General features: G+C 64.3%; 12 protein-coding genes. 8 read left to right on the top strand and 4 right to left on the bottom strand.

Translation table 11 applies throughout. The features are described 5' to 3' along the window. Positions 1-47 precede the first annotated feature (47 nt). Entirely contained in the window at positions 48-239 is a 192-nt protein-coding gene (locus JVX91_RS21915; protein WP_205336232.1) for a hypothetical protein, read from the bottom strand. Beyond that, positions 205-1,248 carry a TerC family protein gene (locus tag JVX91_RS21910; RefSeq protein ID WP_205336231.1) on the bottom strand — a complete coding sequence of 348 codons (1,044 nt, stop codon included), beginning with the start codon at positions 1,246-1,248 and terminating at the stop codon, positions 205-207. The genes JVX91_RS21915 and JVX91_RS21910 overlap by 35 nt, the downstream gene beginning before the upstream one ends. Before the next feature lie 343 nt (positions 1,249-1,591). On the opposite strand from JVX91_RS21910, the gene JVX91_RS21905 reads away from it, so the two are divergent. Next, a complete protein-coding gene (locus tag JVX91_RS21905) occupies positions 1,592-2,491 on the top strand; it encodes a hypothetical protein (protein WP_205336230.1) in 900 nt (299 codons plus the stop codon). 42 nt (positions 2,492-2,533) lie between these two features. Here the strand turns inward: JVX91_RS21905 and JVX91_RS21900 are convergent, their stop codons facing one another. Beyond that, entirely contained in the window at positions 2,534-3,916 is a 1,383-nt protein-coding gene (locus JVX91_RS21900; RefSeq protein ID WP_205336229.1) for a phosphate ABC transporter substrate-binding/OmpA family protein, read from the bottom strand. 1,251 nt (positions 3,917-5,167) lie between these two features. Here JVX91_RS21900 and JVX91_RS21895 point away from each other — a divergent pair. Together JVX91_RS21895 and JVX91_RS21890 are read left to right on the top strand one after the other, a co-directional pair. After that, the gene (locus tag JVX91_RS21895) at positions 5,168-10,669 is read left to right on the top strand and encodes a YadA-like family protein (protein ID WP_205336228.1); all 5,502 of its coding nucleotides are present in this window, start codon (positions 5,168-5,170) and stop codon (positions 10,667-10,669) included. Positions 10,670-10,733: 64 nt separating this feature from the next. Then, entirely contained in the window at positions 10,734-11,546 is an 813-nt protein-coding gene (locus JVX91_RS21890; RefSeq protein WP_205336227.1) for an OmpA family protein, read from the top strand. 61 nt (positions 11,547-11,607) lie between these two features. Here the strand turns inward: JVX91_RS21890 and xthA are convergent, their stop codons facing one another. Continuing rightward, positions 11,608-12,420 carry an exodeoxyribonuclease III gene (gene xthA, locus JVX91_RS21885; RefSeq protein WP_205336226.1) on the bottom strand — a complete coding sequence of 271 codons (813 nt, stop codon included), beginning with the start codon at positions 12,418-12,420 and terminating at the stop codon, positions 11,608-11,610. A gap of 126 nt (positions 12,421-12,546) precedes the next feature. Between xthA and JVX91_RS21880 the strand changes: the two genes are divergently transcribed. The 5 genes from JVX91_RS21880 to mgtA all read left to right on the top strand — a co-directional run bounded on the left by JVX91_RS21880 (position 12,547) and on the right by mgtA (position 23,182). Further along, entirely contained in the window at positions 12,547-13,188 is a 642-nt protein-coding gene (locus JVX91_RS21880; protein ID WP_205336225.1) for a GNAT family N-acetyltransferase, read from the top strand. Positions 13,189-13,313: 125 nt separating this feature from the next. Beyond that, entirely contained in the window at positions 13,314-15,002 is a 1,689-nt protein-coding gene (locus JVX91_RS21875; RefSeq protein ID WP_205340072.1) for an autotransporter assembly complex family protein, read from the top strand. A gap of 14 nt (positions 15,003-15,016) precedes the next feature. Beyond that, entirely contained in the window at positions 15,017-18,685 is a 3,669-nt protein-coding gene (locus JVX91_RS21870; protein WP_205336224.1) for a translocation/assembly module TamB domain-containing protein, read from the top strand. A 161-nt stretch (positions 18,686-18,846) separates the two neighbouring features. Further along, entirely contained in the window at positions 18,847-20,382 is a 1,536-nt protein-coding gene (locus tag JVX91_RS21865) for a class I SAM-dependent methyltransferase (RefSeq protein ID WP_205336223.1), read from the top strand. 82 nt (positions 20,383-20,464) lie between these two features. Further along, positions 20,465-23,182: a magnesium-translocating P-type ATPase gene (mgtA, locus tag JVX91_RS21860; protein ID WP_205336222.1), complete on the top strand. Its 2,718-nt coding sequence runs from the start codon at positions 20,465-20,467 to the stop codon at positions 23,180-23,182. The last annotated feature ends 7 nt before the right edge of the window (positions 23,183-23,189 follow it).

Genomic DNA, 23,189 nt, shown 5'->3' with positions numbered 1-23,189 from the left:
CGGATCGCATTGAAAATCGGCCGAGCAGTGCTCGGCCGATTACTGCTTCATTGATCCCGTTCCGGGAGATTCGAAGCCTCTTGCGCCAGCCACCACTGCCGCCGCGTATGCAACTGGGCGGCGAAGGCACGCGCGGCGGCTTCATGGGGGAAACGCAGCGCGCGGCGACCGAGGCGGACCTGCCAATAGGCCCGGCCGCGAAACTCAACGGCTTCGATCCTCACCTCCAGCGCTTGCATGGATCCTCTCCTGGCTGACGATTTCCAGCGGTTCCTCGCTGGTCCGGCGGGTCTTGAGCAAGGATAGCAGTATGCCACCCGCCAAAAGGCCGAAGGTTACGCCAAGGGATAGGGCCGCGGGAACCTTGCCGATGAATCCGTGCAGGAAAATTTTCGTGCCGATGAACACCAGGACCAGCGCCAGGGCGTACTTCAGGTACACGAAGCGATGGATCATCGCCGCCAGCGAGAAGTACAGGGCGCGCAGGCCGAGGATGGCGAAGATGTTCGAGGTGTAGACGATGAACGGGTCCTGGGTGATGGCGAAGATCGCCGGCACGCTGTCCACGGCGAATACCAGGTCGGCCAGCTCGATCAGGATCAACGCCAGGAACAGCGGGGTGGCGTAGCGCACCAGCTTGCCCGAGGCGTCCGGCATCTTCACGAAGAAGTGGTGCTCGTGAATGGTGTCGGTCATGCGGATGCGCTTGCGCAGGAACTTCAGCACCGGGTTGTTCGCCAGGTCCGGCTCGCTGTCATGTTTGGAGAACAGCATCTTCACGCCGCTGAACAGCAGGAAGGCGCCGAACACGTACATGATCCACTCGAATTCCTTAACCAGCGCGGCGCCCAGGCCGATCATCAGCGCGCGCATGACGATGGCGCCGAGGATGCCCCAGAACAGGACCTGGTGCTGGTAACGGCGGGGGATGCCGAAGAAGCCGAAGATCATCGCCATGACGAATACGTTGTCCATGGACAGCGACTGTTCGACGAGGAAACCGGTGTAGTACTCCACCGCGCTGGTGGAGCCGAATTCGTACCAGACCCAGCCACCGAAGGCCAGGCCGCAGGCGAAGTAGCCGGCGGAGAGCATCAGGCTTTCGCGCACACCGATTTCGTGGTGGTCGCGTTGCAGGACGCCCAGGTCGAGTACGAGCAGAAGAATCACGATGGCCAGGAAGGCCAGCCAGAACCAGGTGGCGGTTCCGAGGAATGGTTCGGTCAAAAAGGCGTGCAGAGCTGTCATGTGGCCCCTCCCTTAGTGTCATTGTCGAAAAGTGACTCCGACATGGCGGTTGGCAACCGTCAGAGGGGCCCGGCGTCACTGGCGGGAAAATAGCAGAGCGGCCGTTGCAGGCAAGCACGGGAACGTAACAAGTTCCTTCGCAGACGCTCGCAGGGGAAAGTCTAGACGTTACTGGTTTGATCGCTCCGCCGCTAAGGGTGATGAATTGGGAATTTTCCCACCCAAGACTCAGGGCGCGAGGGCCGGCGCTTTCATGGGGGCTCCCTAGAATTGCAGCCGCTCGCCGAAGGGCCTCGCCCGCCCGCCGAAAGCGACGCTCTCTCCTCCAGTGATAAGGCCCCGAATGAATCTCAAGACTCTCGTTGTCTCCCTTGCCATCGGCACTTCCCTGGCCGGCTGCGATCAGGGGGCGAGCCGGACGCCCGGTCCGACGAACTGGGTCAGCGTGCCGACGCTGCCGATCATGCAGGACGCGATCATCACGATGGCGCCCACTTTCAACGGACAGCGCGACGTGTTGCTCAGCGGCCAGATCTGCGCCCTGGCGACTGGCCAGGCGACCCAGGACCAGGTGAACGATCAGTTGCGCAAACTCAACATCGAACCCACTCGCCTGCCGTTGAACAGTCCGGATTCGGTGTCGCTGCTGGTCAATGGTGATCGTGCAGGGCAGATCATGTCGTGTGCCGCCTTCCAGGCGACGGAAGTGCTGCGTCCGGTCGATCCGCAGGAGTTCATGAAGGCCGCGGTGGCTGTTACCGACGCGCAGAAGCCTGAGGATAAGCCCGCGCACGTCGCCGTGAGCGAGCAGAAGCCGGAATTCGATGGCGCGCTGCTGGCTCGCGTGTTGCCCTTGCGCATCGCCCAGGCACGCGCCAACGCGGACGTGTTCGCGCTGATTGCCGAGCAACTGCAGCGCACGCCGGGGCTCAGCGTCCAGGAATATCGGGACAAGACCCGTGAACTATTCGCGCGCCTGGCGCCGGCCTACCTCGAGCGCGTCCGCCTGCAGATGCCGCCGTCCAATGCCAGCTATCAGGTGGTCCAACTGGACAAGCGCCACCTGGTATTCGGCAACAATGTCGGGACGCGCTACGACTTCTCAGCCGACAACGGTCTGGTTCTGACCCAGAACGGGCAGATCTGGTACGGCAAGGGACATTTGTTGGGCTCGATCTACCGGCTGCGCGCCGCGTATTTCCCGGCGGATGTCGCCAAGCTGCTGTCGGCTAGGCGCAACTGAGTCGCCAAGAGCGAGCGGGGCACTGCGAGTGCCCCTTTCGACTCAATAGACCCAAACCTCGACACGGCGATTTTTAACGCGGCCGTCATCATCGCTGTTGGCAGCCACCGGCAGTGCGTCACCCATGCCGCTGATGTCGCGGAACATCACGCCTTCCTTGGCCAGTTCGCGGCGTACGGCCATCGCTCGCAGCTTGGAGAGCAATTCGGCGCGGGCGGGGTCCTGCTTCGGATCGCCAAAGCCGACCAGCACTGCCTGCTTGTCCATCTTGCTGTTCTGTTGCAGGTAGGCGAGCAGTCGCTCGATATCACGTTGCGCCTTGTTATCCAGCGTTGCGCTGCCTTCGCGGAAGCGGAAGTTCACCGACAGACGCTCGGCATTGCGCGCAAGCGCCTGATAGGCCTCCGGCATGCTTGCCCTGGGCGCCATTTTCACTGCCTGCACGCGCTGACCGACAAAGCCGCTGGCGCTGACCAGGGCCTGGCCCTGATCGCCCTGGGCGAACTGCAGCAGGGCTCGCGCCCAGCGATTGCTCTCGTCGGGCTTCATGTAAAGGAACAGGCGGCGGGAGAGGGGATAGTCCTCGGTGGCGATCAGCGTGGCCGAAGGGTGCATGGCCTGCGATTCGCCGTCGGCAATGGCGAGCGCCTTGGTCTTCTGTATCGAGGAGAGACCGACGAAGCCGATACCTTGCGGATCGGCGCTGATCTGCGTGGATAGCTGATCGCTCGATTCGAAGCGAGACACGCCTCCGGCCAGTGCCTTGCCGTGGCTGGCCAGCACCAGTTCCTTGAAGGTATCGAACGTGCCGGAGTTTTCGTCGCGCGCATACAGGTGGATGACGCCTCCGCGACCGCCAATCTCTTCCCAGGTCTTGACCTCTCCGGAGAAGATCTTCGCCAGGGTGTCCGTGGTCAGTTCATCGAGGGGATTGCTTGGATTGACGATGATGGCCAGCCCATCGATGCCGATGACTTGCTCGGCCTTGGCGCTGCGCAGGTTCCCGGAAGCGGAAAGGGACGTTGCCTCCACATCCTTGATCGGACGCGACGAGGCGGCCAGTTGGGCGGTGTTGTCCTTGAGTGCTGCGAAGCCGGTGCTCGAACCGTGGGCCGCCAGGTCGATGATGGCTTCTCGTCCGTCGCTGCTGCGGCCATGGATGCGCTGTTCGTTCTCGGCCTTGCCGGGTTCGCTCGATACGTTCGCGAATCCTTCGCTGACGAGCAGTCCCTTGACCAACTCCGGAAGCAGGTGGGCGCCGATGGTGTTGGAGCCCTGGATTCTCAATACCGGTTCACTGCCCTGCGATCCTGGTAGGGCCGCGAAAGCCTGCCAAGGCAAGGCGTAGCAGACGAAGCCGATGACCAGCCATGCGATGGTGACGGGCCAGGTTTCGTTTTCCCGGGCTGGCGAGTGGTGCGGCATGGAGCGTCTTCCCTGTAATGCGTGGTTTGCGCGGCAGCGTACGGGGCGTTCATGTCAACGATGTGACCTTCTTGTGACGGAATCCGGCGTGGCGGCTAAGTAAAAAAGAGCGGCGAACGGGGCTATTCCTCGCGCGTAGTCAGAGAGTTCCTATCTGCTGAGAAGTGGACGTGATGATTAGATATCTCTCTCAAAGGAAAAGGAGACCGAGATATGTTCGAGAGCGCATCGGAGTTATTGAAGGCACTCTTCATCGTCGCCGCCTTCGCTTTGTCAGTCATTTGCATCGCTCTGCCAAACATGGCCGAAATATACCTGTCGAGCGCAGTTTTCCTGATAGTTCCCTGCGCGCTTTTGGTGTTGTTTCTCGAGGTTCGAAGGCTGAGCGGTCATCACCATTGACACGATACCCGTAGCCCCAAAAAAAGCCCGACATCGTGTCGGGCTTTTTTGTTTGTGTGGGAGCGCAGTTTTCTGCGCTGTGTCGATTCTCTGAATCTGGGTGTTGGAGTTTTCTGGAAAGTCCTGCCCCATGCGTGCTCGCTTATTTTGAGTTTCTGTCGGAGCTTTCGAAAGCTTTGTGTCAGTCAATAATGCAGCGAGTGAAGTTGCGCAAAAGTGATCGGAAAACTCCTACTGGGCTATCAGGTGGCGGTTGATATTCTATCCAGGGATCCCTAAATAACATGATCGTCGTAGAAATTTAGCGATGATTTTCATGATCTTGCCATCAGTACATGAAGTGATTTCTAGGTTGTTCTCTCGCCTGGATGAAGCCCGGAGGGATTGTTCCGTGCAGTCCTCTAGGGATGCTTCCCTCTCACTTTTCAGTAACGTGCGACAGTTTTTTTTCGATGTTCAGGAACGCTTTTCTTTAGTGGCAAAAACCTGCCTGCGTATTGATTCATTGCACCCCCTGCATTGTCTGCTCGATGCGCATCTGTGCTGCAGTCATATATCGATCTCAGCTATGAGAAATTCCTGCATTGCCAGTCCGAATCAGCCATGCGCACTTCTTTGCTCAGGACGGCCACCCGTACTGCGATCGAGATTAGAGCCCCAGTTATTCCCTCGCGAACCATCTCTCTGCGAACCAGCGGCATTTGGCTGTCCGCCGAACCAGTCGCGGTATCGGTAGTTCCTGGTATCCGCCCCAGGACTTACCCGCACATTCATTTCTTCGCTCATTTATCGGGCGGATTTCGACGCATTCAGCGTAATTCGGGGTGCCATGCCCCTTCTGGAGTAAAAATGAACAAGGTGTATCGACTGGTATGGAATGCCGCCCTGAATGCCTGGGTGGTTGCGTGCGAGTTCGCAACGGCGAACGGAAAGGGTAAACGTGGAACTCGCCGCAAGTCGGCAAAGAGCGCCAACCTGGCCGCTACGACGCTGGCCGTCGCCATGGTCATTACAGCGCCCGCTTGGGGCAGCACGGAATCCCATTACTACAGCGTCAATGACGGCAATACGCCGGCAAGCAACTACCTCAACGATGGTGCGAGCGGACCCAACTCCATTGCCGCGGGCGTGGCCGCATTGGCGGCAGCGGATAACGCGCTGGCCTTTGGCTTCAGTGCTTCGGCGGCAGCCGCCGACAGCATGGCCATCGGTACGGGAGCCTATACCTCGGCCATTCGCAGCATGGCCCTGGGCGACGGTGCGTCGGCTGCTGGCGTTGGCGCCATCGCGCAAGGCAGCTCGGCGAGCGCGTCTCCCAACGACTCCATCGCCATTGGTACGCAGGCCAAGACCTTATTCAATGATCCGAGCATCGCCATTGGCCGGGAGTCCACTGCGCAGTCGGTGCTGGGCACCGGCGCCATTGCGGTAGGCAACCGTGCCAGCGCATTGACCAGCGGCAGCATCGCAATCGGCAACGACTCTCTGGCCGATGAAGTCTCTCCGCCCAGCGCCTTCACCGGTAACATTGCGATCGGCGTGCGCGCGCACACGACGAACTCCCTGGCCAACCCCAGCGATGCGTCGAGTGCCATCGGCACGGACGCTTTTGCCGACAAGGGGGGCTCCGCATTCGGCGAGGAAGCACGTGCTGAAGGCAAGCTGGCCACCGCCTTGGGGCATACGGCCCTGGCATCGGGTGATACCACCGTAGCCATCGGCAACAAGGCCAAGGCCACGCAGCTGGACTCGGTCGCGATCGGCAACGGCGCTATTGCGCAGAACAATCGCGCCGTAGCGTTGGGCGTTGGTTCCACTACCAGCGCTGCGGTCGCGACGTCCAGCGTGACCATCCGAGGCACCACCTATACCTTTGCCGGCACCACTCCGACCAGCACGGTCAGTATCGGCAACGTCGGCAACGAGCGGACACTCACCAACGTCGCGGCGGGCCGCATCAGCCAGACCAGCACCGATGCCATCAACGGTTCGCAACTGTATGCGACCAACCAGGCCATCGATACGCTGGGCAACAAGGGCATCACCTTCACCGGTAACACAGGCAGCACCAGCAAGAAGCTGGGCGATACGCTCAACGTGAAAGGTGGCGGCACCACTGCGGGCACCTACAGCGATGCCAACCTGCAGACCCAGGTCGATGCCGCGGGAACACTCAACCTGCAGATGGCGGACAACCTCCAGGTCGAGTCTGTCACCGCAGGCGGCAAGACCAAGCTGGATGGCAATGGCGTTACCATCACCAACGGTCCCAGCATGACCGTCAACGGCATCGACGCGGGCGGTGGCAATATCACCAATGTGGCTGCAGGGGTTGCCGGTACCGATGCGGTCAACGTCGATCAGCTGAACGACACCATCAACGGTGCCGCCAAGACGCACTACTACAGCGTCAACGACAACGGCGTGCAGGGTGCCAACTACGACAACGATGGCGCCACCGGTGTGAATGCACTGGCAGCCGGTGTCGGCGCTTCTGCCGTGGGCACGGGCTCGGTGGCGATGGGCGAGGGTGCCTCGGCAGCCGATACGAATTCCGTGGCCCTGGGCAGCCATTCCGCCACCGCGGCAGCCGTCGGCACCGCCAGCGCCACCATTGCCGGTACCACCTATGACTTCGCCGGCACCGCGCCGGTGGGCACGGTCAGCGTCGGCAGCGCGGGCAACGAGCGGACCATCACCAACGTCGCGGCTGGCCGTGTCAGCCAGACCAGCACCGATGCCATCAACGGCTCGCAGCTGTTCGCCACCAATTCGGCGATCAACACGCTGGATGCCAATGCGGTGAAGTACGACCTCAACCCCAACGGCACCGTCAACTACAACAGCGTTACCCTGGGTGGCGACACCTATGACAGCACCACCAAGACCGGTGGTACGCACATCAAGAATCTCGCCGCTGGCGTAGATGGTGGCGATGCCGTCAACGTCGATCAGTTGAACGACACCATCAACGGTGCCGCCAAGACGCACTACTACAGCGTCAACGACAACGGTGTGAAGGGTGCCAACTACGACAACGATGGTGCCACCGGTGTGAATGCACTGGCAGCCGGTGTCGGCGCTTCCGCCGTGGGCACGGGCTCGGTGGCGATGGGCGAGGGTGCCTCGGCAGCCGATACGAACTCCGTGGCTCTGGGCAGCCACTCCGCCACCGCGGCAGCCGTCGGCACCGCCAGCGCCACCATTGCCGGGACCACCTATGACTTCGCCGGCACCGCGCCGGTGGGCACGGTCAGCGTCGGCAGCGCGGGCAACGAGCGGACCATCACCAATGTCGCGGCTGGCCGTGTCAGCCAGACCAGCACCGACGCCATCAACGGCTCGCAGCTGTTCGCCACCAATTCGGCGATCAATACGCTGGATGCCAACGCGGTGAAGTACGACCTCAACCCCAACGGCACCGTCAACTACAACAGCATCACCCTGGGTGGCGACACCTATGACAGCACCACCAAGACCGGTGGTACGCACATCAAGAACCTCGCCGCTGGCGTAGATGGTGGCGACGCGGTCAACGTCGATCAACTGAACCAGACGCTGGACGGTGCGAAGTCGCACTACTACAGCGTCAACGACAACGGCGTGCAGGGTGCCAACTACGACAACGATGGCGCCACCGGTGTGAATGCACTGGCCGCCGGTGTCGGCGCTTCCGCCGTGGGCACTGGCTCGGTGGCGATGGGCGAGGGTGCCTCGGCGGCCGATACGAACTCCGTGGCCCTGGGCAGCCACTCCGCCACCGCGGCAGCCGTTGGCACCGCCAACGCTACCGTGGCCGGTACCACCTACGACTTCGCCGGCACCGCGCCGGTGGGGACGGTCAGCGTCGGCAGTGCGGGCAACGAGCGGACCCTCACCAACGTCGCGGCTGGCCGTGTCAGCCAGACCAGCACCGATGCCATCAACGGCTCGCAGCTGTTCGCTACCAATTCGGCGATCAACACGCTGGATGCCAATGCGGTGAAGTACGATCTCAACCCCAACGGCACCGTCAACTACAACAGCGTTACCCTGGGTGGCGACACCTATGACAACTCCAGCAAGACGGGCGGTACGCGTATCACCAATGTCGCCCGGGGCGTAAACGACAGCGACGCAGTGAACATGTCGCAGCTGAGCGAGACCAACGCCCAGGTTGCGACCAACACGACCGACATCGGCAATCTCGATGGTCGTGTCACCAACATCTACGAGAATGGCACCAAGTACTTCCACGCCAACTCCACCGGCGCGGACTCCGTCGCGTCGGGTGTCGACTCCGTGGCGATCGGCATGGGCGCCGTGTCCAGCCATGACGGCAGCGTCGCCCTGGGTGCCGGTTCGCATGCCGATGGCAGCACCTTGCAGCACCAGGCCTATCTCGCCGGCGGCACCGCCATCGGCGAGGTCAACATTGGCGATCGCCGCATGACCGGCCTGGCGGCGGGTGCCGACGATACCGATGCAGTCAACGTTGCGCAGTTGAAACTGGCTACCAACGAAGCGAACGCCGGCGCGGTCAAGTACGACCTCAATCCGGATGGCAGCATCAACTACAACAGCGTTTCGCTCGGTGGCAACACCTACAACAGCACCACCAAGACGGGCGGCACGCGCATCACCAACGTCGCCCGCGGCGTGGACGACAGCGACGCGGTGAACATGTCTCAGCTCAACGAGACCAACGGCGACGTCGCGAACATCAACGCCACCGTCAACAACATCGCCGGCAACACCAGCAGCGCCTACACCGACGCGCATGGCACCGGCATCCGCTACGCGCGCACCAATGAAAACGGTCTGGCGAAGAGTGACTCCTTCGCCGATGCAACGGGCAGCACGGCGGTGGGCTACGAGGCCACCGCCCTGGGCGAAAGCAGCCTGGCGCTGGGCCGCGGAACCCATGCGAACTACACCGGTGATGTCGCGCTGGGGGCTGGCTCCAGCACCCAGGCCGCCGTTGGCACGGGCGGCACCACTATTCGCGGGATCAACTACGGCTTTGCCGGCACGACACCGACCAGCACCGTCAGTGTCGGTAGCGTCGGCAACGAACGCACCATCACCAACGTCGCGGCCGGCCGTATCAGTCAGACCAGCACCGATGCCATCAACGGCTCGCAGCTGTATGCCACCAACCAGTCCATCGAAAACCTGACCGACAACATGGGGGCGCTGGACAGGGGCGCCGTCAAGTATCGAATCGACAACGGCAACGTCGACTACTCCACGGTGGCAATGGAGGGGCCGACCTACAACAGCACCACCAAGAAGGGCGGCACGCGTATCTCCAACGTCGCCATGGGCACCGAAGGCAGCGATGCGGTCAACGTCGACCAGTTGAACATCGCCATGGCCAACGCTGGAACGCATTACTACAGCACCAACGACAACGGCACGACGGGCGGCAACTACGCCAATGACGGCGCCAAGGGCATCAATTCCCTGGCGGCGGGCGTGAATGCTTCGGCGGAGGCCGAGGGCAGCGTCGCACTGGGCGGCGACTCGGTCGCCAACCGCCAGGCCGGCGTCGAAGGCTACGTTCCGGGAACCGCCAGCGACGATCAGGCGCAGAAGATCAAGGCGACAACCAGCACCACAGGCGCTGTCAGCGTGGGCGACGCGGCGAATGGTGTTTACCGCCAGGTCACCGGCGTGGCCGCCGGCACCGAGGACAGCGACGCGGTCAACGTGTCGCAGCTCAAGGGGGTGATCGGCGCGACCAACGCGAACGTCACCAACATCGCCGACGGTACCGATGGCATGTTCCAGGTGAACAACACCAGCAACCTGCCTCAGCCCAAACCGACGGGCAAGGACGCAGTGGCCGGTGGCGCCGGAGCGAGCGCGGAGGGCGACAAGTCGGTGGCCATCGGCACTCGCTCGAAGGCGTCCGCCAGGAATGCCGTTGCGCTGGGCACCGATTCGGTCGCCGATCGCGACAACAGCGTGTCGGTCGGCAGCGCCGGCTCCGAACGCCAGATCACCAACCTGGCCGCCGGTAGCGCGGACACCGATGCCGTCAACGTGGCCCAGCTGAACAAGGCGACCAGTGATCTCGGCAACAGCATCAACAACGTCTACTCCGACCTGAAGCACGACCTGCACAAGCAGGACGACATCCTCAGCGCGGGTATCGCCGGCGCCATGGCAGCCGCGACCCTGCCGCAACCCTATGTACCGGGCGCCAGCATGGCATCGGCAGGGGTGGGCAACTATCGCGGGCAGAACGCCTTGGCCATCGGTGTCTCGCGCATTTCCGACAACGGCAAGTGGGTGACCAAGCTCTCGGGCAGTACGGATACCCAAGGCCAGTTCGGCATGTCGGTCGGTGTCGGCTATCAGTGGTAATCCATCGCTAATCGAAGGGCCCGGCACGCGCCGGGCCATCCGAACAATTTCCGAGGTTCAACAGATGTTCGAATTCAAACTCAGCGGCGTGAAGCTTGCTCTGGCCGCCTCTGCGCTGGCTGCGCTTGCCGCCTGTACCAGCACGATCAGCGATGTCGACGGCCAGGGGCACACCCAGGAGCCGAAGTTCCCGGCCATGAACGATGCGAGCGTGCCGGAAGGCATCTACGTCAACCTGGAAAACCTGGGCAAGATCCGCCCGGGCATGACCAAGCGTCAGGTCCAGGACCTGATCGGTCACCCGCAATTCGCCGAGGGCATGTTCGGCGTGCGTGAGTGGGACTACATCTTCAAGTTCCGCCAGGGCGAAGGGCAGCCTGACAAGGTCTGCCAGTTCAAGGTGCTGTACGACAAGGACCTGATCGCGCAGTCGTTCTTCTACCTTCCGGAAAACTGCATGAAGCAGGCCGAACCACGGCAGGCGGAAGCGCCCCGCGACGTGCCGGCCAAGACCCGCACGCTCAACCTGGCGGCGGATGCGTCGTTCGCCTTCGGCAGCGCCACGCTGCGGCCTGAAGGCAAGGCCAAGCTCGACGAGCTTGCCGAAGGACTGCGCGATTCGCAGGTGCAGTCGGTGCGAATCGTGGGCTACACGGACCGTATCGGCAGCGAACAGAGCAATATCCGCCTGTCGCTGGCGCGGGCCGGTGCGGTGCGCGACTACCTGGTCGCGCGGGGTGTCGATCGGGATGTCATCGATGCGCTGGGCCGCGGCCCGACCGAGCCGCTGGTGACCTGCCCGGGGTCGGCATCACCCGAGGTGATCGCGTGCCTGGCGCCCAATCGCCGCACGACCGTGTCGGTCACGGCCAACTGATCGAACGCTGAGCGTTCGATGAAAAAGCCCGGCAATCGCCGGGCTTTTTCATTGCGCTGGATTACTTCAACTGCAGCCAGATCGGCGCGTGGTCCGAGGGCTTTTCCATGCTGCGGATATCGTAGTCCACGCCGGTGTCGGCGATGCGGCCGCGAAGCGCTTCCGACGCAAGGATGACGTCGATGCGCAGGCCGCGCTTGGGCGTGTCCTCGAAGCCGCGGCTGCGGTAGTCGAACCAGCTGAAGCGGTCGTCCACCGACGGGTTCTGCAGGCGGAAGCTGTCCACCAGACCCCAGCCTTTCAGGCGCGCCAGCCATTCGCGCTCTTCCGGCAGGAAGCTGCACTTGCCGGTCTTCAGCCAGCGCTTGCGGTTCTCTTCGCCAATACCGATGTCGCAGTCTTCCGGCGAGATGTTGATGTCGCCCATCACAATCAGCTGCTGGTCGGGCTGGAAGCGGGTTTCCAGCAGGTCCTGGAGATCGGCGTAGAAGCGCTGCTTGGCCGGAAACTTCACCGGGTGGTCGCGGCTCTCACCCTGCGGGAAGTAGCCGTTCATCACGGTGATCAACTGACCCTGGGCGTCCTTGAAGGTGCCCCAGATGAAGCGGCGCTGGGATTCCTCACCGTCGTTGGGGAAGCCGCGCTGCAGCTCCAGCGGCTCCTGGCGGGAGAGCAGGGCGACGCCGTAGTGGCCTTTCTGCCCGTGGTAGTGCACGTGGTAGCCGAGGGCTTCGATTTCCTCGCGGGGGAACTGCTCGTCGGCGACCTTGGTTTCCTGCAGGCCGATCACGTCCGGCTGGTGGCGCTCGATGATCGCCTGGAGCTGGTGGGGACGTGCGCGCAAACCGTTGATATTGAAAGAGACGATTTTCATCCTGGGCGCCCTGGCAAAAGCACGATGCTAGCCCATGGTTGCCGATCCTGGCGACCCCGGCGAGGCGCTGCTAGGGTTTTGTGGCTGGGCCCATAACCATAAGAAGAACCCACAAGAGGCGTCCACATGCCTGATTCCCTCGCAGAAGTCCGTCTGCTGAACGGCGGCTACAGCCGCGAAGTCCGCTCGCTGCTGTATCACGCCTATCGACACGAACCCACGTTCGCCTACCTGTTCGAGTCCGATCGACCTGGCTTCGACCAGCGCGTGCGCGCCACTATTCGCGAGCTGGTGAACCAGCACTTCCTCGAAGAGCTGCCGGCCATAGGCCTGCTGCTGGAGGATCGCCTGGTCGGCGTGGCGCTGATCGTTCCGCCGCAACGCCGGCTGGACGTCACCGAGAGCTGGTTCTGGCGCATGCGCATGCTCCTGACCACGGGACTGGGGTGCACCCGGCGCTACCTGGACTATCACGCCGCCGTGCTCGGCTGCCTGCCGCCGGGGCCTTATCACATGCTGCCACTGATCGGCGTGCATCCGGAGTTTCAGGGCAAGCACCTGGGCGAACAGTTGCTCGACGCCCTGCATGCCTGGTGTGCCGAGGACGGTGGCTCCCAGGGGCTGGTGCTGGATACCGGCAACGCGCGTTACCTGGAGTTCTATCGCCGGCATGGCTATCAGGAACTCGGCGAAGTGGCGTTGGGGCCGATCCGCGAGCACGTGTTGTTCCATCCGAATCCAAAGTCGGAAAGCAGGGTAGTTGGCTGATGATTGTTTCGGACTGAATCTTTCGGACCGTTCTTAGGCTCTACAAGAAGGCATTGCGGGGAAATCCCGTGCTAGCATTTCGCGCCATGAGAGTTGTCCAAGGATTGCTTGGGCTGCTGCTGGTAATGGCCTTCTGCTTTCAGACGGTCCTGGCGGCTGAAGCCCATCTCGATGTTCGCATCACCCCCGCCAACGCTGCGCTCAAGGCCAATATCGAGGCCTATGTGGGCAGCCTTGGCGAGCGTGACCTGGCGGCCCTGCAACGATTTCGGCGCAATGCCGAGGAGCAGGCGCAGAAGGCCGCCCAGGCGCTGGGCTATTACCAGGCGCGGATTCGCAGCCGGGTGCGCGACGACAAGGTACCGACCCTGCGCATCGTGGTGACGCCGGGCGAACCCATCCATCTGCGCCAGGTGACCGTGCGGGTCGATGGCCCGGCGGCCAAGCTCAAGAGTTTCCGCGTTCCCGGCGGCGATGCCCTGAAGCCAGGCGCGCAGCTCAATCATGGCGCCTATGAGGACGCCAAGCGCCTGATCCAGAACCAGGCCTCGCGTTTCGGTTTTTTCCGCGGGCAGTTCACCCAGCAGCAATTGCGTGTCGATCCGCAGGCCGGCGTCGCCGACATCGAACTGGTGTACGCCAGCGGTCCGCGCTATCGCCTGGGCAAGGTCGACTTCGCTGGCGACTTCCCCTTCGACGAGGACCTGCTGCAACGCATGGTGCCGTTCAAGGAGGGCGCCGAGTACGATTCCGAACAGATCGCCGATCTCAACCAGGCCCTGCAATCCAGCGGCTATTTCGATGGTGTGCGGGTCGATGCGGCGCCCACCCAGAGTGATGGTGAGGTGGTGCCGGTGCATGTCCACCTGGAGGCGCGCAAGCCGCGCACCATGGGACTCGGCCTGGGCTTCTCGACCGATGTGGGGCCGCGCGCCAAGGCGACCTGGACGCGCCATTGGGTCAACCCCCAGGGCCACAGCCTGGGCTTCGAGGCGGAAGTCTCCGCGCCCCGGCAGAACGTCGGCGCCTGGTACGAAATCCCGCTGGACCCGCCGCTGACCGACAAGTTGCGCTTCACCAGCGGCTACCAGTACGAAGACCTGGTGGACACCGAGAGCAAGCTGCTCACCCTGGGCGGCGAGTGGCACCACAAGCTGGACAGTGGCTGGCAGCGCGTCGTCTCGCTGAACTGGCAGCGCGAGGAATACAAGCTCGGCGACGACGCCGGCACCAGCAGTTTCCTCATGCCGGGGATCGGCTATTCGATCCTGAAAGCCGACAACAAGATCGACCCTAACGAAGGTTATCGCTTGCAGTTCGAAGTCAAGGGCGCGAAGGAAGGCCTGATGGCCGACGCCGATGTGGCCCACATCAACGCCATGGCCAAGGGCCTGACCAGTTTCTGGGGCGGCCAGCGTGTTCTCGGACGCATTCAGGTCGGCGGCATCGCCACCAACGACTACGGTGCAATCCCACCGTCGCTGCGCTTCTTCGCGGGCGGCGATCAGAGTGTGCGCGGCTACGACTATCAGACGCTGTCGCCGAAGAACTCCGAGGGCGACCGCATCGGCGGCCGCTACATGATCGCCGGCAGCGTCGAATACCAGTACCCGATTGCCGAGCGCTGGCGCCTGGCGGCCTTCGTTGACCAGGGCAATGCCTTCAACTCCCTGGACTTCCCGTCGATCAAAACCGGCGTGGGCATCGGCATCCGCTGGATCTCGCCAGTCGGACCGCTGCGCCTGGATCTCGCCGATGGCCTGGACGAGGACGGCGGCATTCGCATCCACTTCTCCATGGGGCCGGAACTATGAGCCGGGCGGGCTGGATGCGCGTACTGCGCTGGGGCGTGGGTGGCCTGCTCGGGCTGATTCTGCTGTTGGTCATCGCCGTGGCCGCATTGCTCGGTACGCCGGCCGGCAGTCGCGTGGCGTTGAGCTGGGTGCCGGGCCTTGCCGTCGACGATTTCGACGGCCGGCTCGCGGACGGCTTTACCGCCAGGCGCCTGGAGTGGACTGATGGCGCCACGCGCCTGGTGTTGGAGCAGCCGCAGATCGACTGGTCGCCGGCCTGCCTGCTGCGCATGACCCTGTGCCTGCACAAGGTCGTCGCCAATCAAGTGCTGCTGACCCTGCCGCCCAGCGATCCCAGCGCGGCATCGTCCGGGCCCATCGAATTGCCCGACCTGGACCTGCCGCTGTCCCTGGAACTGGGTGATATCCGCATCGGCCGGTTCCTGCTCGACGATCAGGAGCAGTTGCGCGATGCCGAGCTGGTGGCGCACTGGGACCGCGAAGGTCTGCATATCGAATCCGCCAAGCTTGCCCGCGATGGCCTGAGCCTGTCGCTCAAGGGCCTGCTCAAGCCCACCCGGGGCTGGCCGCTGGAGGCCGAGGGTACGCTGGGCCTGCCGGCGCCGGGTGACCAGCCCTGGTCGTTGCAGCTGCAGGCCAAGGGTGAGCTGATGGGTCACCTCAAGCTGCAGGCGCAGAGCAGCGGCTACCTGAACGGCTATCTCGAAGGCGACCTGCAGCCGCTGGCGGAGAACCTGCCCGCCACCGCGCTGGTCACCGCCGATGGCTTCAAGGCCGATGCCTCGCTGCCCGATACGCTCACCCTGAACCAGCTGCGCCTGAACGCCAGTGGCAACCTCAAGGACGGCTACCAACTGGCCGGCGCGGCCGTGCTGCCGGCGGAGGAAAGCCCGGTGGTGCTGACCCTGCGTGGCCGCGTCGATGCCGAAGGCGCGGATATCACGGCGCTGGACCTGAGTGCGACGAACGACCAACGCGTGGCAGTGACCGGTCGCCTCGACTGGAAAGACGCATTCGCCGTCAACGCCCAACTCGACTGGCTGGACTTCCCCTGGCGCCACCTGTACCCGGCAATCGACGAGCCGCCGGTCAGCGTGCACACGCTCAAGGCCGAAGTGAGCTACAGCGAGGGTGCCTATCTCGGCAACTTCGACGCCGCGCTAAATGGCCCGGCCGGTGCCTTCACCGTGGCCAGCCCGGTGTCCGGCAACCTGTCGGAAGTCTTCCTGCCCTCGCTGAAGCTGGTGGCGGGGCAGGGCAAGGCGGAAGGCCATCTGAAGGTCGGTTTCGCCGATGCCGTGAGCTGGGACACCGCGCTGGACCTGTCCGATCTCGATCCCGCCTATTGGCTGGAGGAAATGCCCGGCCGGCTCGGCGGGCCGTTGCGCAGCAAGGGTTCGTTCAAGGGCGACGTGCTGACGCTGGATGCCAACCTCGATCTACAGGGCCGTCTGCGTGGCCAGCCGGCCATCTTCAAGGCGCAGGCGACTGCGGCGGGGCAGGCGTGGAAAGTGGATGGCCTGTCGTTGCAGTTGGGCGACAACCGCATCAGTGGGCAGGCGGGGCTGGACCAGCGTCTCTCCGGCCGCCTGGATATCGCCCTCGGCCGGCTTGGTCAGCTTTGGCCGCAGCTGTTCGGCCGGGTCACTGGCCAGCTCGACCTGGCCGGTACGCTGCAGGCTCCGCAGGGCCAGTTGAAGCTGAGTGGCCAGCGCGTGGCCTACGCGGACCAGGGTTTGCGCTCGCTGGACCTGAGCGCCTCTCTGGATGCCGCCCAACGCGGGCGCCTGAGCCTGACTGCGCAGGGACTGCACAGCGGCGACAGCGATTTCGGTGTGTTGAAGCTGGACGGCAGCGGTGATCGCCAACGCCAGCAACTGACGCTCAACCTGCAAGGTAAACCGGTGGTCCTCGACCTCGGCCTGGACGGCAACTGGAACGGCAAGGATTGGCGCGGCCGCCTGGCCAGCGGCGAAGTCCAGAGCGGCGGCCAGGACTGGCGGCTGCAGCAACCCGCCCGCCTGGAGCGATTGGTCGATGGCCGGGTCAACCTGGGTGCCCATTGCTGGGCATCCGGCCCGGCCAGCCTGTGCATGGAAGACCAGCGCCTGATGCCGGACCCGCGCCTGCGCATACACCTGCGCGAGTTTCCGCTGGACAGCCTGGCGCGCTGGTTGCCGGACGATTTCGCCTGGAAGGGTAAGCTCGATGGCGACGTCCAGCTCGACCTGCCGGCCAGCGGCCCGAATGGCTCGATCCTGATCAACGCCGGCAACGGCACGTTGCGGATCAAGGAGCAGGAGGAGTGGGTCGATTTCCCGTACCAGCGCCTGCAGCTCGAAAGCCGCCTGACACCGCGCCGCATCGACACCAGTCTGCAGTTCCAGGGGGAAAAACTGGGTAGCCTGGACGCCCAGGTGCAGCTCGATCCCCGGCCGAAATCCAAGCCGGTGAACGGCAGCTTCCGACTCGATGGCCTGGATATCTCCGTCGCCCGGCCGTTTGCACCCATGGTGGAAACCCTGAAGGGCCATCTCAATGGCAGCGGGCAGATTTCCGGTGGCCTGCTGGCGCCGCACGTGGAGGGCGAGCTACGCCTGAATGACGGCGAGATTTCCGGCGGCGACCTGCCGACCCGCTTCGAGCACTTGCAGGTCACGGCGCGCATCGCCGGTGAGCAGGTCGACCTGAGTGGCGACTGGCGAGCGGGGGAGCATGGCAATGGCAGCCTGTCCGGGCGTATCGCCTGGGACAGCGGCCTGGACGTCGACGTCAAGCTGCGTGGGACGCGCCTGCCGGTGACGGTGGAGCCCTACGCCAACCTCGAAGTGGAGCCTGAGCTGGCGGTGAAGATGGCCGGTGAACGCCTGGCGGTGTCCGGCAGCGTCCAGGTTCCGCGCGGTGCCATTACCATTCGGCAGTTGCCGCCATCCACCGTGAAGGTGTCCGACGACACCGTCATCGTCGGCGAGAAGCAGGAGCAGAAGTCCGCCACGGCGCTGAACATGGATATCGACGTGATCGTCGGCAAGGACAAGCTGACCTTCGAGGGCTTCGGCTTGAGCGCCGAGCTGGCCGGCCAGGTGCACATAGGCGACAACATGGACACCCGCGGCGAGCTGCGTCTGAACAACGGCCGCTACCGCGCCTACGGGCAGAAGCTGACTATCCGCCGCGCGCGCCTGACCTTTGCCGGCCCCATCGAACAGCCGTATCTGGATGTCGAGGCGATCCGCAAGGTCGACGACGTGGTCGCCGGCCTGCGCCTCACCGGCAATGCCGAGCAACCGCGCAGCGAGGTGTTCTCCGAGCCCGCCATGAGCCAGCAGCAGGCGCTGTCGTACCTGGTGCTGGGCCGGCCGATGTCCACCGGCGAGGACAGCAACATGCTCGGCGAGGCAGCCCTGGCACTCGGCCTGGCCGGCAGTGCGCCGCTCACCGGCGAGGTGGCGCAGAGGCTCGGCATCCAGGACTTCCAGCTGGATACCGAAGGCACCGGCAACAGCACCAGCGTGGTCGCCAGCGGCCAGTTGTCCGACAAGCTCAGCCTGCGCTACGGCGTCGGTGTGTTCGAGCCGGCCAACACCATCGCGCTGCGCTACCTGTTGAGCAAGAAGGTCTACCTGGAGGCCGCCAGCGGCCTGGCGAGTTCGCTGGACATCTTCTACAAGCGCGACTTCTGAGTGGGGGAATGGGGCGGCTGTAGGTGATTTTTGAAGGAGGTTCGGAAAAGTCTGTAACGGCTTGCGGACTCGGGTGTCGGAGAGCGCCTGACGGCAGAATGCGCCGCAGTTTTGCTGGCCCGTCCAGCATCCGGCGCTTTCGAATCGACAGGCAATTTTCCGTGTCCACGACCGTCCAGAACACTTCGGCTTTCCCGCGTACCTCGCTCTGCTTTCCTCGTTCATCGGCCGAAAACCTCGCGGCCATCGCCTGGCTGTTCGGCCTCCAGACGCCACGGGTGGAAACCGCTCGAATACTCGAGCTGGGCTGCGCCAGCGCCGGTAACCTGATTCCCTTCGCCACGCGCAATCGCCGGGCCACGCTGGTCGGTGTGGATGCTTCCACGGCGGCGGTCGAGGCGGGGCGCCAGTGCATCGAGAGCCTGGGCCTGGGCAACGTCACGCTGCATTGCGCCAGGCTCGATGAGCTGACCGCGGAGCTGGGCCAGTTCGACTACATCATCTGCCACGATCTCTACAGCCACGTCACGGCGCAGGACCGCCAGGTCATCGCCCGGCTTTGCCGCGATCACCTCGCCGCCGACGGCGTCGCCTACGTCAGCTATAACGTCTACCCCGGCTGGAAAGGCCGGGAAATGGTGCGCGATGCGTTGCTCATGGAAGCGCAGCACGCCGCGGACAGTGGCGAGAAGCTGGCCCGCGCGCGGCGTCTGTTCGCCTTTCTCAAGCGCTGCGCGCCGCACGATGGCAGCTCGATGCGCAGCGCTGTGGACGAGTGCGAGTCGATCTGTGCGGACGATGCGGCGCTGTCCGAGTTCCTCCAGCCGAACAACGTACCGTGCTACTTCAGCGATTTCGTCGCCCGCGCCGAGGCGGAAGGGCTCGCCTACCTGGCCGATGCCAATCCGGTCGGGATGTTCGTCAGCAACGTCGCCGCCGATGCACGCGAGGCGCTGGTCGACGCTTGCGGCCACAGCCAGGTGGCGTTGGAGCAGCGCATGGACTTCCTCGGCAACCGCAGCTACCGGCAGAGCCTGCTGGTACACGCCGACCGGGCCGGCGAGATCGTGTACCGGCTTCAGCCCGAGCGCCTGGCACGGCTGCATGTCGCCGCGCGATTCGAAAGCCCCGAGGCGGTGCGCCTGGACGATGACCAGCAGTTCTTCACCCTGCACGATGGCCGTCGTATCGGCCTGCGCGGCGCTGTCGCCAAGGTTGCCGCGTACCGGCTGAACGAAGTCTGGCCGCGCACGCAGAACCTTCCGGCGCTGCTGGGGTATGTCGAGCAGCAATTGGGAGCGTTGCCCGAGCAGGCCGAGGCGCAACTGATCGCGCTGTTCGAGCGCCTGGTGGTGGGTGGTTTCGGCCGTTACCGCCTCAGTGCGGTGGTGGGCGGACCGGGCGCCGCCGGCATGCCACGGGTGGAGCCGGAAGTCATCGCGTTCGCCGAGGCCACGCAGACCGTGACCTTCAATCCCTGGCACGAATCGATCGTGCTCGATCCCTTCTCGTCGCTGTTGCTGCCGCTGCTCGATGGCTGCCACACGCAGGACGAGCTGCTCGAGGTCATCGCCGCCGCCATCGCCGATGAACGCCTGGGGTTCATGCGGGATGGCCAGCCGATCACCGACCGGGAAGAACTCGACCGGACCGGCGTCCTTCACCTGCATCGGGTCCTGGATTCGCTGATGGCCTGACCGGGCCTCTTCATGGCGCCTTAAGAAAGGCCGAGCAGACTGCTCCCGCCGCCGGCCGATGTGGCGCACAAGGGGAGTCATCATGCGCCTGGATATCATCAGGACCCACCTGCTCGAATTCATCAACAAGGGCTTTCCCGCCCGGCAATTGCGCCGGCTGGCATCGCGCGACCTGCTGCGCGGTTCGGCCGCTGGACGGCAGGCGCCCGCTCAGCTGACCTCGGCGCTGCTGGAGTGGTCGGCGCTGGAAAGTTCGGCGGTGCTGGAGCGCCTGGAAAGCCGACGCGAAGGTCTGAGCGAGGCGGAGGCGGAGGAGCGTCGCCTGCGCGGCGGCCTGAACGAGGTCGACCAGGACCGCCCCATCGGTGCCTGGCAGCACCTCTGGTTCTGCTACTGCAACCCCTTCAACCTGCTGCTCACGGTACTGGCGGCCATCTCCGGCTTCACCGGCGATGCCGAGGCGGCCGTGGTCATCGGCAGCATGGTGGGGATTTCCACGCTGCTGCGCTTCATCCAGGAGAAGCGCTCGAACCGCGCGGCCGAGCAGCTCAAGGCGATGGTCAGCAACACCGCCACGGTGTTCCGCAGCGCCGAGGATGATGGTCCCGCGCGCCGCGTGGAGGTGCCGATCCGCCAACTGGTCCCGGGCGACGTGCTGTGGCTGTCGGCCGGCGACATGGTCCCGGCGGACGTGCGCCTGCTCAGCGCCAAGGACCTGTTCCTCGGCCAGGCGGCGCTGACCGGCGAGTCGTTGCCGGTGGAGAAATTCGCTCAGCTGCGCGACGCCCGCCAGGGCAACCCGCTCGAGCGCGACAGCCTGTGTTTCATGGGTACCACGGTGGTCAGCGGTTCCGCCCAGGCGGTGGTGATCGGCACCGGGGCGCGCACTTATTTCGGCTCCCTGGCCGAGCGGGTCATCGCCAGCGATCCGGCGCCGACCGCCTTCCAGGCTGGGGTGAACCGCGTCAGTTGGCTGCTGATCCGCTTCATGCTGGTGATGGCGCCGGTGGTGCTGCTGATCAATGGTTTCACCAAGGGCGACTGGCTGGAAGCGGCCTTGTTCGCGCTGTCCATCGCGGTCGGCCTGACCCCGGAAATGCTCCCGATGATCGTCACCTCGACCCTGGCCAAGGGCGCGGTGGTGCTCAGCCGGCGCAAGGTGATCGTCAAGCGCCTGGACGCCATCCAGAACTTTGGCGCGATGGACATCCTCTGCACCGACAAGACCGGCACCCTGACCCAGGACCGCATCGTCCTCGAGCGTCATACCGACGCCTTCGGCCACGTGCAGGACCGCGTGCTGCAACTGGCCTTCCTCAATAGCCACTACCAGACCGGCCTGAAGAACCTGCTGGACGTCGCCGTGCTCGAACACGTCGAACTGCGCCACGCACTGAAGGTGGACAGCCGCTTCCGCAAGCTCGACGAGATTCCCTTCGACTTCGCCCGCCGGCGCATGTCCGTGGTGGTCAGCGAGCGTGACGGCCAGCACCTGCTGATCTGCAAGGGCGCGCTGGAAGAAGTGCTGGCGGTCTGCGCCACGGTGGAAACCGCCGAGGGTGTCGAGCCGCTGACCGGCGCGCGCCTGGAGCGTATCCGCGCGGTGGCGGACGAGCTCAACCTGGAAGGATTGCGCGTGGTCGCGGTGGCGACCCGCGAGCTGCCGCCCAATCGCGACGTCTACGGCGTGGCCGATGAAGAGGCCTTGTGCCTGGCCGGCTATATCGCCTTCCTCGATCCGCCGAAGGAGACCACGGCGCCGGCGTTGCGCGCGCTGGCGCGCAATGGCGTGGCGGTGAAGGTGCTGACCGGGGACAACGAGCGCGTCAGCCTGAAGGTCTGCCGTGACGTCGGCCTCGCCGTGGAGGGCGTGCTGCTCGGGCCGCAACTGGACGATCTCGACGACGCTGTACTGGGCGAACGGGCCGAGCGCACCACGCTGTTCGCCAAGCTCACCCCCAGCCACAAGGAACGCCTGGTGCGCGTGCTGCGCGAGCGTGGGCATGTGGTCGGCTTCCTCGGCGACGGTATCAACGACGCCCCGGCGCTGCGCTCGGCGGACATCGGCATCTCGGTGGATTCGGCGGTGGACATCGCCAAGGAAGCTGCCGACCTGATCCTGCTGGAGAAGAGCCTGATGGTGCTGGAGGAGGGCGTGATCGAAGGGCGCCGGACCTTCGCCAACATGCTCAAGTACATCCGCATGACCGCCAGCTCCAACTTCGGCAATGTGTTCAGCGTGCTGGTGGCCAGCGCGTTCATTCCGTTCCTGCCGATGCTGCCGCTGCAACTGCTGGTGCAGAACCTGCTCTACGACCTGTCGCAGATCGCCATTCCCTTCGATAACGTCGACGAAGAGCTGCTGCGCAAGCCGCAGCAATGGAACCCGGACGGCCTGGGGCGCTTCATGGTGTTCTTCGGGCCGATCAGCTCGATCTTCGACATCGCCACTTTCCTCGTGCTGTGGCATGTGTTCGGCGCCAATTCACCGGAACACCAGACGCTGTTCCAGTCCGGCTGGTTCGTCGAGGGGTTGATCTCGCAACTGCTGGTGGTGCACATGATCCGCACCCGGCGCATTCCCTTCCTGCAGAGCCGCGCTGCCTGGCCGCTGCTGGGCATGACCCTGGTGATCGTCGCCGTGGCGGTCTTCCTGCCCATGGGCCCGCTGGCGCATTCGTTCCGCATGCAGGCGCTGCCGCTGGACTACTGGCCCTGGCTGGCCGCGATCCTGCTGGGCTACATGGCGCTGACCCAGGCGGTGAAGGGCTGGTTCGCGCGGCGCTACGGCTGGCAGTGACGTACAT

The organism is Pseudomonas sp. PDNC002 (assembly GCF_016919445.1).
In the GTDB taxonomy this organism is placed as follows: domain Bacteria; phylum Pseudomonadota; class Gammaproteobacteria; order Pseudomonadales; family Pseudomonadaceae; genus Pseudomonas.
Note: the sequence above shows the minus strand (reverse complement) of the source record. Positions and strands in the feature narration are given on the sequence as shown.